This is a genomic window from Gordonia sp. IEGM753 (genome assembly GCF_050321825.1).
Lineage (GTDB): Bacteria > Pseudomonadota > Gammaproteobacteria > Pseudomonadales > Pseudomonadaceae > Aquipseudomonas.
Genome location: NZ_JBNQGB010000001.1, coordinates 383,027 through 397,543 on the forward strand (window position 1 = coordinate 383,027; position 14,517 = coordinate 397,543).

Here is a 14,517-nt window from a genome sequence, read left to right on the forward strand (position 1 = left end):
GTTGCGTTTATGTCGTTGCACGTCGTGCGCCCCAAGATTCTGGGCTTTATCAGTGAAGATGTTTCGGCCTGGCTGGTCGGGCTACTGGTATTGCTTGTCGGCGGGATTCTTACGGGGTTATTGGCCTGGTCCGCGCTAAGCCTGTATCAACATCAATTGCGCCAACGTTTCCAGCTGCTGGCCAGTGAACGTTACAGCCGCATCGAAGAACGTTTTGAAGACCAGGAGCAGCGCCTCGATGGCCTGCGCCGATTCTTTGCCAACTCCGATTCTGTGTCCCGGCAGGAGTTCGACGGTTACACCCAACCTTTGCTTCACCGCACCCAGGCCTACTCCTTTGCTCAACGCATAAGCGGTGCCGAGCGTGCGGACTTCGAGCGCAAGATGCGTGAGGAGGGGCTGCCTGACTTCACCATTCGTGACCTGGGCACCAATGGCCAACTGCAAGTGGCGCCTGAACGGGATGAATACGCGCCAGTGGTCTACAGCCAGACGCAAAGCACACTGGGTTCGCCGTTCGGCTACGACCTGCTGGGACAACCTCTACGCCGTTCCACCCTTGAACGCGCCGATCGTCTTGACGGCCTGGCGGTCTCACAGCCGATGCATCTGGTGAATGTCGACCCGACCTACGCGCGGGGAGTGCTGCTGGTAGCCCCGGTGGTGCTCCGCGACGCTAACGGCGCGATTGACCAAAATCTGTTTGGCTACGTGATGGCCGTCATCAGCATGCGTCAGTTGCTGGCGGACGGTTTACCCGAAGCGGATCATGATTACCTATCGGTGCGCATCCTCGACTTATCCACCAATGACCAGCATGAGGTGCTGTACGAGTCGCCCAACGTTGCGGCGGCGGACGAGTTGGCGACTACCCGGTTACTGCGACTTGCCGACCACGACTATCAGGTCGACATCCAGCCCAGCGAAGCCTTTGTGCAGGCTAATCATTCCTCTGTGAGCAGCCTGGTGGTGTTGGGTGCACTGTTGAGCCTGTTGGTCAGCGCTTTGCTTTATGTGCTGGTCAGCCAGCGTCAGCGTGCGTTGAAACTGGTTGAACAGCGCACCGAGGAACTTCGCGCCCGTGAGCAGGAGTTGCGCGGGACCCATGGCCAACTGCGCGGCGTGCTGAATGCCGCGACCCAAGTGGCGATCATTGCCACGGATTTGCGCGGCGTCATCAGCACTTTTAATGCCGGTGCTGAGCACATGTTGGGCTATGCCAGCGTAGAAGCGGTGGGCCATATGACCCTGGAGAACCTGCACCTGCCCCGAGAGCTGGTGATGCGTTCGGCGGAGTTGAGCGCACGCTTCGGCAAATCGATTCCAACGTGCCAGGCAATGTTGGTCGAGGATAGCGACGAGGGCGGCCACGAGGCGCGAGAATGGACGCTGGTGCGTTCCGATGGCAGTCACCTGACGGTGAATATGCTGGCGACACCGGTGCTCGACGAGCAGGGTCTTTGGGTTGGGCACCTGGCAATTTGTATCGACATCACAGAACGCAAGCGAGTCCATGAAGCCTTGGCTGCACGCGATCTGCTGCTGAAGAAGCTCAGCGCCCATGTGCCGGGGGGCATCTATCAGTTCCAGATGGAGTTCGACGGGCGTTTCAGCGTGATTTATGCCAGCGACGGCATTCGTGAAATCTACGAACTCGAGCCGGATGTACTGCTGCTGAATGCCGAAGCAATCTTCACGCGGATTCACCCACTGGACACCACGCGTGTTCGTGCCTCGATCCGGGCGTCGGCGCTAACTCTCAGCCCTTGGCGCGAGGAATACCGGGTGCAACTGCCACAGCGCGGCCTGCGCTGGGTGCGCGGTGAAGCGACTCCCGAGGAACAGCCCGGGGGCGGCGTCCTCTGGCATGGCTATATATCGGACATCTCCGACCTCAAGCGCGTGGAAGAAGAACTGCGTGCGCTGTCGGTGACCGACTCCCTGACCGGCATTCACAATCGCCGCTATTTCCAGGAACGCCTGACCACGGAAATGGCACGGGTGCAGCGCGGTGGTGGAGAGTTGTCGGTGATCATGCTTGATATCGACCACTTCAAACGTATCAACGATCTGCACGGTCATGCGGTGGGCGATAGGGTGTTGCAGGCTGTGTGTGAGCGCATCGGTCATCGTTTACGTCGCACCGACGTGTTCTGTCGTCTGGGGGGCGAGGAATTCATGGTGCTCTGCCCGGACATCAGCGGTGAGCACGCGCACGTGCTGGCGGTGCAGTTGTGGCAGGCGCTGCGCAGTTCACCGATTGATGGCGTAGGCGTGGTGACCGCCAGTTTCGGGATTGCCAGTTGGCGGGTAGGAGAAGGCGCGGACGCACTGCTGTTACGCGCCGACTCGGGTGTCTATGCGGCGAAGCAGGCGGGTCGTGATCGTGTAGAAGGCGAGATGATTTAAGGCTCACTCCCACAGGGGATTTTTGTCGCACATAGAATCTGTGGCCGTAGCAAGCCCCATTGTGGGAGCGAGCCTGCTCGCGATAGCGGTCTGTCATTCAAATTGATGTTGGATGTGCTGCGGTCATCGCTAGCAGGTTCATTCCCACATTAATTCGTTGTCGATCAGAGGAATTGCGTTCAGCGCCGACTCACTGTGGGAGCGGGCTTGCTCGCGAAGGAGGTGTGTCATTCAACGTTGATGTCGACTGACACATTGCATTCGCGAGCAAGCCCGCACATTAATCTGCTGTCGATCAGGGGAGTTGTGTTCAGCGCCGGCCGATTGTAGGAGCGAGCCTGCTCGCGATAGCGGTCTGTCAGTCACATTGATGTTGGATGTGCTGCCGTCATCGCGAGCAGGCTCGCTCCCACATGGGAACTGTGTGCTTTACAGCACCGAAGCCGTGTCCTGTAGTTTCGGCTGGCGATACAGGTCCAGCAGCACCTGATCCAGCACCGACGATGCGCCGAACGGTGCCTTGTCGTTGAGGATCGCCACGACCGCCCAGGTATTGCCGTTGACGTCGCGGCTGAAGCCGGCAATCGCACGCACAGTGTTAAGGGTGCCGGTTTTCACGTGGGCTTCACCGCGCATGGCGGTGGTTTTCAGGCGTTTGCGCATGGTGCCGTCGGTGCCCGCAATCGGCAACGAGCTGATGTACTCGGCGGCGTAAGGGCTGTGCCATGCGGCTTGCAGCATGGCCGCCATTTCCCGGGCACTGACGCGTTCAGCACGCGACAGGCCGGAGCCGTTTTCCATCACCAGGTGCGGTGCTGTAATGCCTTTCTTTGCCAGCCACTGACGCACCACACGCTGAGCAGCCTTGGCGTCGTCACCGTCGGCTTCATTGCGGTATTTCTGGCCCAGGCTCAGGAACAACTGCTGGGCCATGGTGTTGTTACTGTATTTGTTGATATCGCGAATGATTTCCGCCAGATCCGGCGAGTACGCCCGGGCCAGCAACTTGGCACTGCTCGGGGTTGGCGCCATTACGTCCTTGCCCTGGATGCTGCCACCCAGTTCCTTCCAGATCGCGCGCACGGCGCCAGCGGTGTAGGTGGCATGATCGAGCAGCGACAGGTAAGTCTGCGAGCTGCAACCATCGCCCAACTGGCCGCCAACCGTCACGGTCACGCTGCCATCGGCCTGGGTTACCGGGTTGTAACGCACGCCACCGGTGCATTGCTTGGAGTTGATGGCCTTGACCTGGTTTTCGATGCGGATACTGGCAATGGGCGGCTCGACCGATATCAATACCCGACCGTTGTCATTGCGCGCCACAAAGCGCAGAGCCTTGAGGTTGACCATCAGCGAGTCGGGTTTGACCAGGAACGGCTTGTTCTCATCATTGCCGTCATCGTTGAACTCGGGCAGTTGTGGCTGCACGAAAAAGCTGCGGTCCAGCACCAGGTCGCCGGTAATTTGCGTTACGCCATTGGCGCGCAGGTCACGCATCAGCAGCCAGAGTTTTTCCATGTTCAGCTTCGGGTCGCCGCCACCCTTGAGGTACAGGTTGCCGTTGAGGATGCCGCCGCTGAGCGTGCCGTCAGTGTAGAACTCGGTTTTCCACTGGTGGTTCGGGCCGAGCATTTCCAGGGCCGCGTAGGTGGTAACCAGCTTCATGGTCGAGGCCGGATTGACCGAAACGTCAGCATTGAAAATGGTTGGGGTGCCCGGTCCGGTGAGCGGAATCATCACCAGTGACAATGCGCTGTCCTGCAACTTGCTGGCCTTGAGGGCCTTTTCGACATTGGGTGTCAGGGCGGTATTGATCGGGGCGGCATAAACAGGAAGGGCCAGTGGAAGCAACAAACCGGCGAGTAACAATGGACGCAAAGATTTGATCATCTGAAATAGAACCCTGCAGTCGAGGGGAAAAAAGGCGAGGGCATGAAGATAAATTCCCTCAGTGGTCATGAAAGTGTCGGCATTATGCCCCAAGGTGTAAGGCCTTGTGCCGTGCCTTGGGCCTCTAATTGGCTATTTTTTACCAGTGGTACGCCATTGAGCCCAGAGATTCGGGCAATTAACGGCTTAAACTGCTAAAGTGCCGCCCGTTATTACTTATGAGGATTGTTCCAATGGCGACTAACCGTTCCCAGCGTCTGCGCAAAAAACTGTGCGTCGATGAATTTCAAGAGCTGGGTTTCGAGCTGAACCTGGATTTCAAAGAAGATTTGGCTGAAGAAGCCATTGATGCTTTCCTCGACGCGTTTCTGAAAGAAGCCATGGAAGCCAACGGTCTGGGCTATGTTGGCGGCGATGACTTCGGTCTGGTTTGCCTGCAAAAGCGTGGCTCGGTTTCCGAAGAGCAGCGTGCCGCTGTTGAAGCCTGGCTCAAAGGCCGCAGCGAACTGACCGAAGCAACCGTCAGCCCGCTGATCGACGTTTGGTACCCGGAAAAGCCGATCAATCCGGTAGCTTGATGTCATAAAAAACGGCGACCCTTGGGGTCGCCGTTTTTTTATGCCTGGGCTTTACGCCAGTTCAGAATCACCAGCGTCAACACCCCCGCGACAATTCCCCAGAACGCCGAGCCGATGGAAAACAGCGTCAGCCCCGACGCCGTGACCATAAAGGTGATCAGCGCCGCTTCACGCTCCTTGACCTCGCTCATGGCGATGCTCAAGCCATTGATGATCGACCCAAACAGCGCCAGCGCGGCTATCGACAGCACCAGTTCCTTGGGCAGCGCGGCAAACAACGCCGCCAATGTTGCGCCGAATACCCCGGCGATCCCGTAGAAAATCCCGCACCAGACTGCCGCCGTGTAGCGCTTGTTACGATCTTCGTGCGCATGTGGCCCCGTGCAAATCGCCGCACTGATGGCGGCCAGGTTGATCCCGTGGGAGCCAAACGGTGCCAGCAGCAGCGAGGCGATGCCGGTGGTGGTGATCAGCGGCGAGGCTGGCACGTTGTAGCCGTCCGCACGCAGCACCGCGATGCCGGGCATGTTCTGCGAGGTCATGGCCACCACGAACAGCGGTATGCCGATGCTGATGGTCGCCGCCAGTGAGAAGTGTGGCGTGGTCCACACCGGCGTGGCCACTTCAAGGTGAAAGCCGCTGAAATCCAGCAGGCCCATGAACCCGGATAACGCAGTGCCGATCAGTAGCGCGGCGAGTACCGCATAGCGCGGCGACAGGCGCTTCATCACCAGGTAGGTGAAGAACATGCCCAGCACCAGTGCTGTACGATGCTGCGCGGCGACGAAAATTTCGCTGCCGATCTTGAACAGAATTCCTGCCAGTAAAGCCGCGGCCAAGGACGCCGGGATCTTTTTCACCAGCCGTTCGAAACTGCCGGTCAGGCCGCAAATTGTCACCAGCACCGCACAGGTGATGTACGCGCCGATGGCTTCGCCATACGTGACACCGCCCAGGCTTGTGATCAGCAACGCGGCGCCGGGCGTCGACCAGGCAATGGTGATCGGTGTGCGATAGCGCAACGAGAGGCCAATCGAGCACACCGCCATGCCGATCGATATCGCCCAGATCCACGAAGAAATCTGTCCGGCGGTCAGGCCGGCTGCTTGCCCGGCCTGGAACATCAGCACCAGTGAGCTGGTGTAACCGGTCATCATCGCGATGAACCCGGCGACGATGGCCGAAGGCGATGTATCGGCCAGCGGACGGAGCTGTGTGTGCGTGGCGTCGTTCATGACGGCGGTGTTCCTTATACAAATGAAGATGTCCTGGGCAATGCCAGACATTGTGGAAGCGAGCCCGCTCGCGGTAGCGGCTTCACATTCAGCATCAATATCGACTGCCGCGACGCTTTCGCGAGCAAGCCCGCTCCCACAAGAGGGATTGCGTTAAAGCGGATTCTGCATTCAAGCCTAAACTCAAATGTAACGTACCGTTGCAATACAGCCGGGGCCACAAACAGCCGTACAGTCGTGTTGCCACCATCCATTGTGTACAATCGCGGTGTTTTTTACGCGATACTTGCCAGCGACCCACTGTGCCGTATTACAGTCACCGTCAATTCGCCGCAGTTCTCCCGACTCGAGTGCCCATGAACGAACAGTTGCAGCCCCTAAAGAAACAACCGCGAGCTGGCAAAGCAGCCCGCAGCGGTACCCAGGACGATATTGTCTACGCGCATATCTTCGAGGCCATCCTCGAACAGCGTCTGGCGCCCGGCACCAAGTTGAGCGAAGAAGCGCTGGGGGAAATTTTCGGGGTCAGCCGCACCATCATTCGCCGCGCCTTGTCGCGCCTGGCGCATGAAGGCGTCGTGTTGCTTCGGCCAAATCGTGGCGCCGTGGTTGCCAGCCCAAGTGTCGAGGAAGCACGTCAGGTGTTCCTGGCCCGGCGCCTGGTGGAACGCGCTATCACTGAACTTGCAGTGCAGCACGCTACCGCCGAGCAGATCGCCGAGTTGCGGCAGATGGTCAACGACGAGCGCGACAGTTTTTCCCGTGGTGATCGCGGGGCCGGTATCCGTTTGTCGGGCGAGTTCCACTTGAAGCTGGCTGAAGCGGCGAAGAATGCACCGCTGATCAGCTTTCAGCGCAGCCTGGTGTCGCAGACTTCGTTGATTATTGCGCAGTACGAAAGTGGCAACCGTTCGCACTGTTCCTATGACGAACACACGCAGTTGATCGATGCGATCGAAGCGCGCAATGGTGAGTTGGCGGTGAACCTGATGATGCATCACATGGATCACATCGACAGCAAACTCAACCTCGACGAAGAAAGCGCGTCGGATGATTTGCATGCGGTGTTTTCGCATTTGTTGCAAACCAAGAAGCCGAGTAGGTCTTCCGCGAAAATCTGATGGTTCGTGGTGGGCCTATCGCCAGCAGGCTGGCTCCCACAGGTTCTGAGGTCGCATGCACATCTGCTGGGTCTGAGTCGCACGCACATCTTGTTAACCCCACAAATCACTGTGGGAGCCAACCTGCTGGCGATGGCGGCAGGACAGACAATAAAAATCCCCCAGGCTGAAAAGCGCTGGGGGATTTTTTATGCCTGAAAACTTAACGCTGATGCACCAGCGTACCCGCCGCGTAAGTCTGCAACACGGTCCGGTCATCGCCCAGGGTCATCAACACAAATAGCGTCTCGGCAATAGTGTTGGCTTGCTTCAAGCGATAGCTCAGCAATGGCGTGGCGTGGTAATCCAGCACCAGGAAGTCGGCGTCAGTGCCTGGCAGCAGCGTGCCGATCTTGTCTTCCAATCGCAGCGCGCGGGCGCCGCCAAGGGTTGCCAGGTAGAGCGACTTGAACGGACTCAGGCGTGCACCTTGCAACTGCATGACTTTGTACGCTTCGTTCAGCGTTTGCAGCAGCGAAAAACTGGTGCCGCCGCCGACATCGGTACCGATGCCAACATTGAGTTTGTGTTTCTCGGCCATTGGCAGGTTGAACAAACCGCTGCCGAGGAAGAAGTTCGAGGTCGGGCAGAAGGCAATGGCCGAGCCGGTTTCGGCCAGTCGCGCGCATTCGTCGTCGCACAGGTGCACGCCGTGCGCAAATACCGAGCGCTCGCCCAGCAGTTGGTAGTGGTCGTAGACGTCCAGATAGCCCTTGCGCTCCGGGAACAACTCCTTGACCCACTCCACTTCCTTGAGGTTTTCGCTGATGTGCGTCTGCATGTACAGGTCAGGGTATTCACCGAGCAATTGGCCGGCCAGTGTCAGTTGTTCCGGGGTGCTGGTGGGGGCGAAGCGTGGCGTCACGGCGTAGTGCAAACGGCCCTTGCCGTGCCAGCGCTCGATCAGCGCCTTGCTCTCGACGTAGCTCGATTCAGCGGTGTCGGTCAGGTAGTCCGGCGCGTTGCGGTCCATCATCACTTTGCCGGCGATCATGCGCAGGTCCAGCTGTTGAGCCGCTTCGAAGAACGAGTTCACCGATTGCGGGTGCACGCTGCCGAATACCAGCGCAGTGGTGGTGCCGTTGCGCAGCAGTTCCTTGATGAAGATGTCTGCGACTTCATCGGCATGAGCCTTGTCGGCGAATTGGCTTTCACACGGGAAGGTGTAGGTGTTTAGCCAGTCCAGCAGTTGCTCGCCGTACGCTCCGACCATGCCGGTTTGTGGCAGGTGGATGTGGGTGTCGATGAAGCCCGGTGTGATCAGTGAGTCTTTGTAATGAGTGATCTCGATATCGGCGGGCAAGGTCGGCAACAAGTCGCTGGCGTGACCGAGCGCGCTGATCTGGCCGTTATCGACCACCAGCAAGCCGTCCTCAAAATACTCATACGAGGCGTCGATCCCCACTTCGGCGGGGTCGGCGATGCTGTGCAGAATGGCGGCGCGGTAAGCTTTGCGAGTCAGAGGCATGTCAGTTCTCAGTGGGAGGCTTGGCTGCGGCGTGAAGCAGGCAGCAGTTTGGCAATCGATGATCCGGCGCTGGCAGTCTGCTGGCCGAAGTTCGCGTTATAAGTGGCGATGATTTCACCGGCGATGGAGATGGCGATTTCCACGGGCAGCTTGCCTTTGACTTCGCCAATCCCCATCGGGCAGCGCATGCGTTGCAGCACGCTGCTGTCAAAACCACGATCACGCAGGCGATGTTCGAACTTCACCCGTTTAGTCTTCGAACCGATCAGGCCGAAGTAGGCAAAGTCGTTACGCTGGAGGATCGCGGCGGTCAGTTCGAGGTCGAGTTGGTGATTATGCGTCATGACGATGCAGTAGCTGCCAATGGGCAGGTCATCGATTTCGTCGACCGGTTCTTCGCTGACAATTTTGCGCACACCGTGCGGGATCTGCTCCGGAAACTCCGCTTCCCGGGAGTCGATCCAGCGCACCCGGCAGGGCAGGCTCGCCAGCAACGGCACCAGCGCACGACCGACATGGCCGGCGCCGAATACGGCGATTTGCGCCTGGACCTGACCCATGGGTTCGAACAGCAGCACGGTAGCGCCACCGCAGCACTGGCCGAGGCTGGCGCCCAGGCTGAAGCGCTCAAGGTGCGTGTCCTGTTTGCCGCTGGCGAGCATCTCGCGGCCGATTTGCATGGCCTTGTATTCCAGGTGTCCACCGCCAATGGTGTCGAACGTCTGGGAGGCGCTGATGACCATCTTCGAACCGGCATTGCGCGGCGTCGAGCCAAGCTCTTCGATGATGGTCACCAACACGCAGGGTTCACCCTGCGATTGCAGGTCGGCGAGGGCGTCGATCCAGTTGTACATAATTCACCTCGACTTCTTTAGTCGTCTGTTAGAGCGTCATCGCCAGCAGGCTGGCTCTCACCTTTGGATCTCTGTTTCCCACAGAATTTGTGCTTACTGAAGATCCATTGTGGGAGCTAGCCTGCTAGCGATTGGACGCGACGCGGTCTTAGAGCGAAGCCAATTCAGTTTCATCTTCAACGACCTTCGCCACCTTCAACTTGCGCATCTGCTCGCAACCCCACAACACCCGCTCCGGGGTCGCCGGGGCATCGATGTTGGGCTGATGCTTGTAGTCGCCCAAACTCGCCACGGCATCCTTGATCGCACACCATGAGGCGATACCCAACATGAACGGCGGCTCGCCGACAGCCTTGGAATGGAACACCGTGTCTTCCGGGTTCTTGCGGTTCTCCACCAGCTTCACCCTCAGGTCCAGCGGCATGTCTGCCACTGCCGGGATCTTGTAACTGGCCGGGCCGTTGGTCATCAGTTTGCCCTTGTTGTTCCACACAAGCTCTTCCATGGTCAGCCAGCCCATGCCCTGGATGAAACCGCCCTCGACCTGGCCGATGTCGATGGCCGGGTTCAGCGAGGCACCGACGTCGTGGAGAATGTCGGTGCGCAGCATCTTGTACTCGCCAGTCAGGGTGTCGACGATCACTTCACAGCACGCTGCGCCAAACGCGAAGTAATAGAACGGGCGGCCGCGCGCCTGGCTGCGGTCATAGAAGATTTTCGGGGTTTTGTAGAAGCCGGTGCTCGACAACGATACCTGAGCGAAATACGCCTGCTGGATCAGCGCCTCAAAGGTCAGGATGTGATCGCGAACCCGCACATGACCGTTGTGGAACTCCACGTCTTCCTCACTCACCTTGTAGTGCCGCGCAGCAAATTCGACCAGGCGCTTCTTGATGATTTCAGCCGCGTTTTGCGCTGCTTTGCCGTTCAGGTCAGCGCCGCTGGAAGCCGCGGTCGGCGAGGTGTTTGGCACTTTGTCGGTGTTGGTCGCGGTGATCTGCACGCGGTCGATTTCCACCTGGAACACTTCAGCCACGACCTGCGCGACCTTGATGTTCAACCCCTGGCCCATTTCGGTGCCGCCGTGGTTCAGGTGGATGCTGCCGTCGGTGTAAATATGGATCAGCGCACCGGCCTGGTTGAGGAAACTGGCAGTGAACGAAATCCCGAATTTAACCGGCGTCAGCGCCAGGCCTTTCTTGAGGATAGGGCTGTTGGCGTTGTAGCGGCGAATTGCTTCGCGGCGTTCCGCGTACTGGCTGCTTTCTTCCAGTTCAGCGGTCATTTCCTCGAGCATGTTGTGCTCGACGGTCTGGTAGTAATGCGTGACGTTGCGCTCGGTTTTGCCGTAGTAGTTGGCCTTGCGCACCGACAGAGGATCGAGCGCCAGATGCCGGGCAATGGCGTCCATCACTTCTTCAATCGCCACCATCCCTTGCGGGCCACCGAAACCGCGGTAAGCAGTGTTTGACGCGGTGTTGGTTTTGCAGCGGTGACCGTTGATGGTTGCATCGCCCAAGTAGTACGAATTGTCGGCGTGGAACATCGCACGGTCGACAATCGATGCCGACAGGTCAGGCGAGCAACCGCAGTTGCCGGCCAGTTCCAGCGCAATACCGTGCAAGCGACCGGTGCTGTCGAAGCCGACGTCGTACTCGACGTAAAACGGGTGACGCTTGCCGGTCATCAGCATGTCTTCAACGCGCGGCAGGCGCATTTTGGTCGGCTGGCCGGTGAGGTGCGCGATGACAGCGCAGAGGCACGCCGGGCTCGCGGCCTGAGTTTCCTTGCCGCCGAAACCACCGCCCATACGGCGCATGTCGACCACGATTTTGTTCATCGAGACGTCGAGAACTTCGGCCACCAGTTTTTGCACTTCGGTGGGGTTTTGCGTCGAGCAGTAGACAATCATGCCGCCGTCTTCAGTTGGCATCACCGAAGAGATCTGGGTTTCGAGATAGAAGTGTTCCTGGCCGCCAATGTGCAGCGTGCCTTGAATGCGATGCTCTGCAGTCGCTAGCGCGCCCGCCGAATCGCCGCGCTGATGGGTATGGCTGTCGAGCACGAAATGGCGTTTGCGCAAGGCTTCGACCACATCCAGAACCGGTTCCAGATCTTCGTATTCGATGATCGCAGCCATCGCCGCCTTGCGTGCGGTTTCCAGGTCTTTGGCGGCGACAGCGAGCACTGGTTGACCGACAAATTGCACATCATCAATGGCCAGCAGCGGATCGCCCGGCATCAACGGGCCGATGTCTTTCAGGCCCGGCACGTCTTCGTGGGTAATGGCGATGCGCACACCTTCAAAGGCGTAGCACGGTGCGGTGTCGATGCTGATGATTCTGGCGTGGGCGCGGTCCGATAACCGTGCGTAAACATGCAACTGATTCGGGAATTCCAAACGGTCATCGATGTACTGCGCTTCACCGCAAACGTGCTTGGCGGCGCTGTCGTGCTTGACGCTGCGGCCTACGCCAGTGGTCAGGTCCTTGGCGAACAGGTCAGCCAGTTCGGCTTGGGTCTTCTCTACAGCGTGATGATTAGACATAAGCGGTCACCCGAGTCTCGATGTGCGGTGTTTGCAGTTCGATAAAGTATTTACGCAGCAGATTCTGCGCACTCAGCAGGCGATATTCCTTGCTGGCGCGAAAGTCCGAAAGCGGCGTGAAATCTTCAGCCAGTGCGACGCAGGCGCGTTCGACGATTGCGTTGTTGAACGGCGCGCCGAGCAACACCGCTTCGCAGTTGGCGGCACGTTTCGGGATGGCTGCCATGCCGCCGAACGCCAGGCGGGCGTCGGTGATGACACCGTTTTCCACGCGCACATTGAACGCGGCGCAGACGGCGGAGATGTCGTCGTCCAGGCGCTTGGAAACCTTGTACGCACGAAACAATTGTTCGGCGCTGGCACGCGGCACAATGATCTTCTCGATGAACTCGCTTTCCTGGCGCGCAGTCACCTTGTAATCGATGAAGTAATCGTCGAGGTTCAGCGTGCGTCGCGTTTCACCCTTGCACAACACGACCTGCGCGCCGAGCGCGATCAGCAGTGGTGGAGAGTCACCAATCGGCGAGGCGTTGCCGATATTGCCGCCGAGCGTGCCCTGATTGCGAATTTGCAGCGATGCGAAACGGTGCAGCAGTTCACCGAAATCCGGGTACTCGGCGTTCAGCGCTTCGTAGCAGTCGGAAAGGGCAGCAGCGGCGCCGATTTCGATGCGGTCATCGAAGGTGTCGATGCGCTTCATCTCAGCGACGTTGCCGACGTAGATCATCACCGGCAAGGTGCGGTGGAACTGCGTGACCTCCAGCGCCAGATCGGTACCGCCAGCCAGCAGGCGAGCCTGTGGGTACGCGTCGTAAAGGTCCGCCAGATCGGCGACGGTCAGTGGCACCAGGCAGCGCTTGTCGCCACTGTTGAGTTCGCCAATGTCGGTTGGGGCAATGGCTTTCAGGCGTTCGATGGTGTCGGCTTCGCGAGCGTCGAACTGATCCGGTTGCTTGGCGCAGCACGATTGCTCGGCAGCCTCCAGAATCGGTCGATAGCCCGTGCAGCGGCAGAGGTTGCCGGCCAGCGCTTCGTGGGCCTTGTGCGAATCCGGCTGGTCACTGTTCTTTTGCAATGCAAACAGCGACATCACGAAACCCGGAGTGCAGAAGCCACATTGCGAACCGTGGCACTCGACCATGGCTTTTTGCACGCTGTGCAGTTCGCCTTTGTGCTTGAGGTCTTCGACGCTGATCAGCTGTTTGCCGTGCAATGACGAAACAAACGTCAGGCACGAGTTGAGACTGCGATAACGAATGTGTTCGCGGCCGTCATCATCCGTTTGCAACTCGCCAACGACTACAGTGCATGCACCGCAGTCACCGCTGGCGCAGCCTTCTTTAGTGCCGGGTTTGCCCACATGATCGCGCAAATAATTGAGCACGGTCAGGTTTGGGTCCAGGGCGTGCTCGCTACGGAGTTCCTGGTTTAGTAAAAACTGGATCACGGAAGGCCTCGCAGACTCATTATTGTTGTTAACCGACTTGAGCCGAATTTATCAGGTCTGACTTTTCGGTCAATGATTTTCTGACTTAAAGGTCAGGAAAATGCATTTTGTCGATAAACAACCGGTTCCTTCATTATTGACCCTCTCGGGATAGCCTGCTTTTTGCTTGAATCGTGCCAAAACCGCTGAGTGGGCACTCCGCCATAACCCTTCATCTGCGCTACACTGCGCCGCTTGTGCAGATCGATAGAGTTTGAAGGACAACCATGACGTTCAAGGCGCCGGACAGCCTCGCCGAGCAAATTGCTCACCACCTCGCCGAACGCATCATTCGTGGCGAAATGAAGCCAGGAGAGCGCATCCAGGAGCAGAAGGTCACGTTGGCCCTCAACGTCAGCCGTGGCTCGGTGCGCGAGGCCTTGCTGATCCTTGAGCGTCGTCACCTGATCGCGATTTTGCCGCGACGCGGTGCGCACGTCACCGAGCTGACGGCGCACAAGGTGCAAAGCCTGTGCACGTTAATGAGCGAGTTGTACATTTTGCTGGGCAACGCCGTCGCCAGTGGCTGGCAGGCCCAGTCCGACCTGGCGCCGTTCCTGCAGATCCAGCAGCGCCTGACCGCCAGTTTCGAGCGCCAGGACATTCGCGGCTTTGTCGACGACAGCTTCAGCGTGATGCGTGCCGCTTATCCGTTCGCCAACAATCCGTACCTGCAAGAAACCGTCGAGAATCTGCAACCAGCCATGAGCCGCGCCTATTTCCTTGCCCTGGAACAGCGCAAGGCGTCGATGAGCGAGTTTCTGGAGTTGTTCGAACGCTTGCTGGCTGCGGTGATAGCCCGTGACTTTCCGCTGATCCGCGTGGTGCTGACGGCGTATGCCCAGCGCAGCAGCGATCTGGTGGTTTCTGCCTTGACGGTCGCTTAAAC

Annotated in this window: 10 protein-coding genes; 4 read left to right on the plus strand and 6 right to left on the minus strand. The window is 58.7% G+C overall.

The genetic code is table 11. The features are described from left to right. Window positions 1-9: 9 nt before the first annotated feature. Entirely contained in the window at window positions 10-2,409 is a 2,400-nt protein-coding gene (locus ACQR3R_RS01750) for a diguanylate cyclase (protein WP_428270183.1), read from the plus strand. Window positions 2,410-2,838: 429 nt separating this feature from the next. On the opposite strand, the gene dacB is transcribed toward ACQR3R_RS01750, so the two are convergent. Further along, complete coding sequence (gene dacB / locus ACQR3R_RS01755) at window positions 2,839-4,299, minus strand: D-alanyl-D-alanine carboxypeptidase/D-alanyl-D-alanine endopeptidase (protein WP_428270185.1); 1,461 nt, start codon at window positions 4,297-4,299, stop codon at window positions 2,839-2,841. A gap of 233 nt (window positions 4,300-4,532) precedes the next feature. On the opposite strand from dacB, the gene ACQR3R_RS01760 reads away from it, so the two are divergent. Beyond that, window positions 4,533-4,877 carry a 50S ribosome-binding protein YggL gene (locus ACQR3R_RS01760; protein WP_428270186.1) on the plus strand — a complete coding sequence of 115 codons (345 nt, stop codon included), beginning with the start codon at window positions 4,533-4,535 and terminating at the stop codon, window positions 4,875-4,877. Between the two features lie 38 nt (window positions 4,878-4,915). Here the strand turns inward: ACQR3R_RS01760 and ACQR3R_RS01765 are convergent, their stop codons facing one another. Beyond that, the gene (locus ACQR3R_RS01765) at window positions 4,916-6,112 is read right to left on the minus strand and encodes a benzoate/H(+) symporter BenE family transporter (RefSeq protein ID WP_428270188.1); all 1,197 of its coding nucleotides are present in this window, start codon (window positions 6,110-6,112) and stop codon (window positions 4,916-4,918) included. Window positions 6,113-6,468: 356 nt separating this feature from the next. On the opposite strand from ACQR3R_RS01765, the gene ACQR3R_RS01770 reads away from it, so the two are divergent. Then, complete coding sequence (locus tag ACQR3R_RS01770; protein WP_428270190.1) at window positions 6,469-7,233, plus strand: FCD domain-containing protein; 765 nt, start codon at window positions 6,469-6,471, stop codon at window positions 7,231-7,233. A gap of 202 nt (window positions 7,234-7,435) precedes the next feature. Here the strand turns inward: ACQR3R_RS01770 and guaD are convergent, their stop codons facing one another. From guaD to xdhA, 4 genes are all read right to left on the minus strand, one after another. Further along, a complete protein-coding gene (gene guaD, locus ACQR3R_RS01775; protein ID WP_428270191.1) occupies window positions 7,436-8,740 on the minus strand; it encodes a guanine deaminase in 1,305 nt (434 codons plus the stop codon). An 8-nt stretch (window positions 8,741-8,748) separates the two neighbouring features. Next, on the minus strand, window positions 8,749-9,594 hold the full coding sequence (xdhC, locus tag ACQR3R_RS01780) for a xanthine dehydrogenase accessory protein XdhC (RefSeq protein WP_428270193.1): 846 nt from the start codon (window positions 9,592-9,594) through the stop codon (window positions 8,749-8,751). A gap of 148 nt (window positions 9,595-9,742) precedes the next feature. Beyond that, window positions 9,743-12,142 carry a xanthine dehydrogenase molybdopterin binding subunit gene (gene xdhB / locus ACQR3R_RS01785; protein WP_428270194.1) on the minus strand — a complete coding sequence of 800 codons (2,400 nt, stop codon included), beginning with the start codon at window positions 12,140-12,142 and terminating at the stop codon, window positions 9,743-9,745. Then, window positions 12,135-13,589 (minus strand): xanthine dehydrogenase small subunit, encoded by a 1,455-nt coding sequence (gene xdhA / locus ACQR3R_RS01790; protein WP_428270195.1) that lies wholly within the window; start codon window positions 13,587-13,589, stop codon window positions 12,135-12,137. Before xdhA ends, xdhB begins: the two co-directional genes overlap by 8 nt. A 266-nt stretch (window positions 13,590-13,855) precedes the next feature. Here xdhA and ACQR3R_RS01795 point away from each other — a divergent pair, with 266 nt between their 5' ends. After that, complete coding sequence (locus ACQR3R_RS01795) at window positions 13,856-14,515, plus strand: GntR family transcriptional regulator (RefSeq protein ID WP_428270196.1); 660 nt, start codon at window positions 13,856-13,858, stop codon at window positions 14,513-14,515. The last annotated feature ends 2 nt before the right edge of the window (window positions 14,516-14,517 follow it).

Excerpts from the sequence above, each read along its gene's own strand:
- ACQR3R_RS01795 (WP_428270196.1), top strand. The coding sequence starts at position 13,856 with ATGACGTTCAAGGCGCCGGACAGCCTCGCCGAGCAAATTGCTCACCAC.
- ACQR3R_RS01750 (WP_428270183.1), top strand. The coding sequence starts at position 10 with ATGTCGTTGCACGTCGTGCGCCCCAAGATTCTGGGCTTTATCAGTGAA.
- xdhB (WP_428270194.1), bottom strand. The coding sequence starts at position 12,142 with ATGTCTAATCATCACGCTGTAGAGAAGACCCAAGCCGAACTGGCTGAC.
- guaD (WP_428270191.1), bottom strand. The coding sequence starts at position 8,740 with ATGCCTCTGACTCGCAAAGCTTACCGCGCCGCCATTCTGCACAGCATC.
- xdhC (WP_428270193.1), bottom strand. The coding sequence starts at position 9,594 with ATGTACAACTGGATCGACGCCCTCGCCGACCTGCAATCGCAGGGTGAA.
- ACQR3R_RS01765 (WP_428270188.1), bottom strand. The coding sequence starts at position 6,112 with ATGAACGACGCCACGCACACACAGCTCCGTCCGCTGGCCGATACATCG.
- ACQR3R_RS01770 (WP_428270190.1), top strand. The coding sequence starts at position 6,469 with ATGAACGAACAGTTGCAGCCCCTAAAGAAACAACCGCGAGCTGGCAAA.
- ACQR3R_RS01760 (WP_428270186.1), top strand. The coding sequence starts at position 4,533 with ATGGCGACTAACCGTTCCCAGCGTCTGCGCAAAAAACTGTGCGTCGAT.
- dacB (WP_428270185.1), bottom strand. The coding sequence starts at position 4,299 with ATGATCAAATCTTTGCGTCCATTGTTACTCGCCGGTTTGTTGCTTCCA.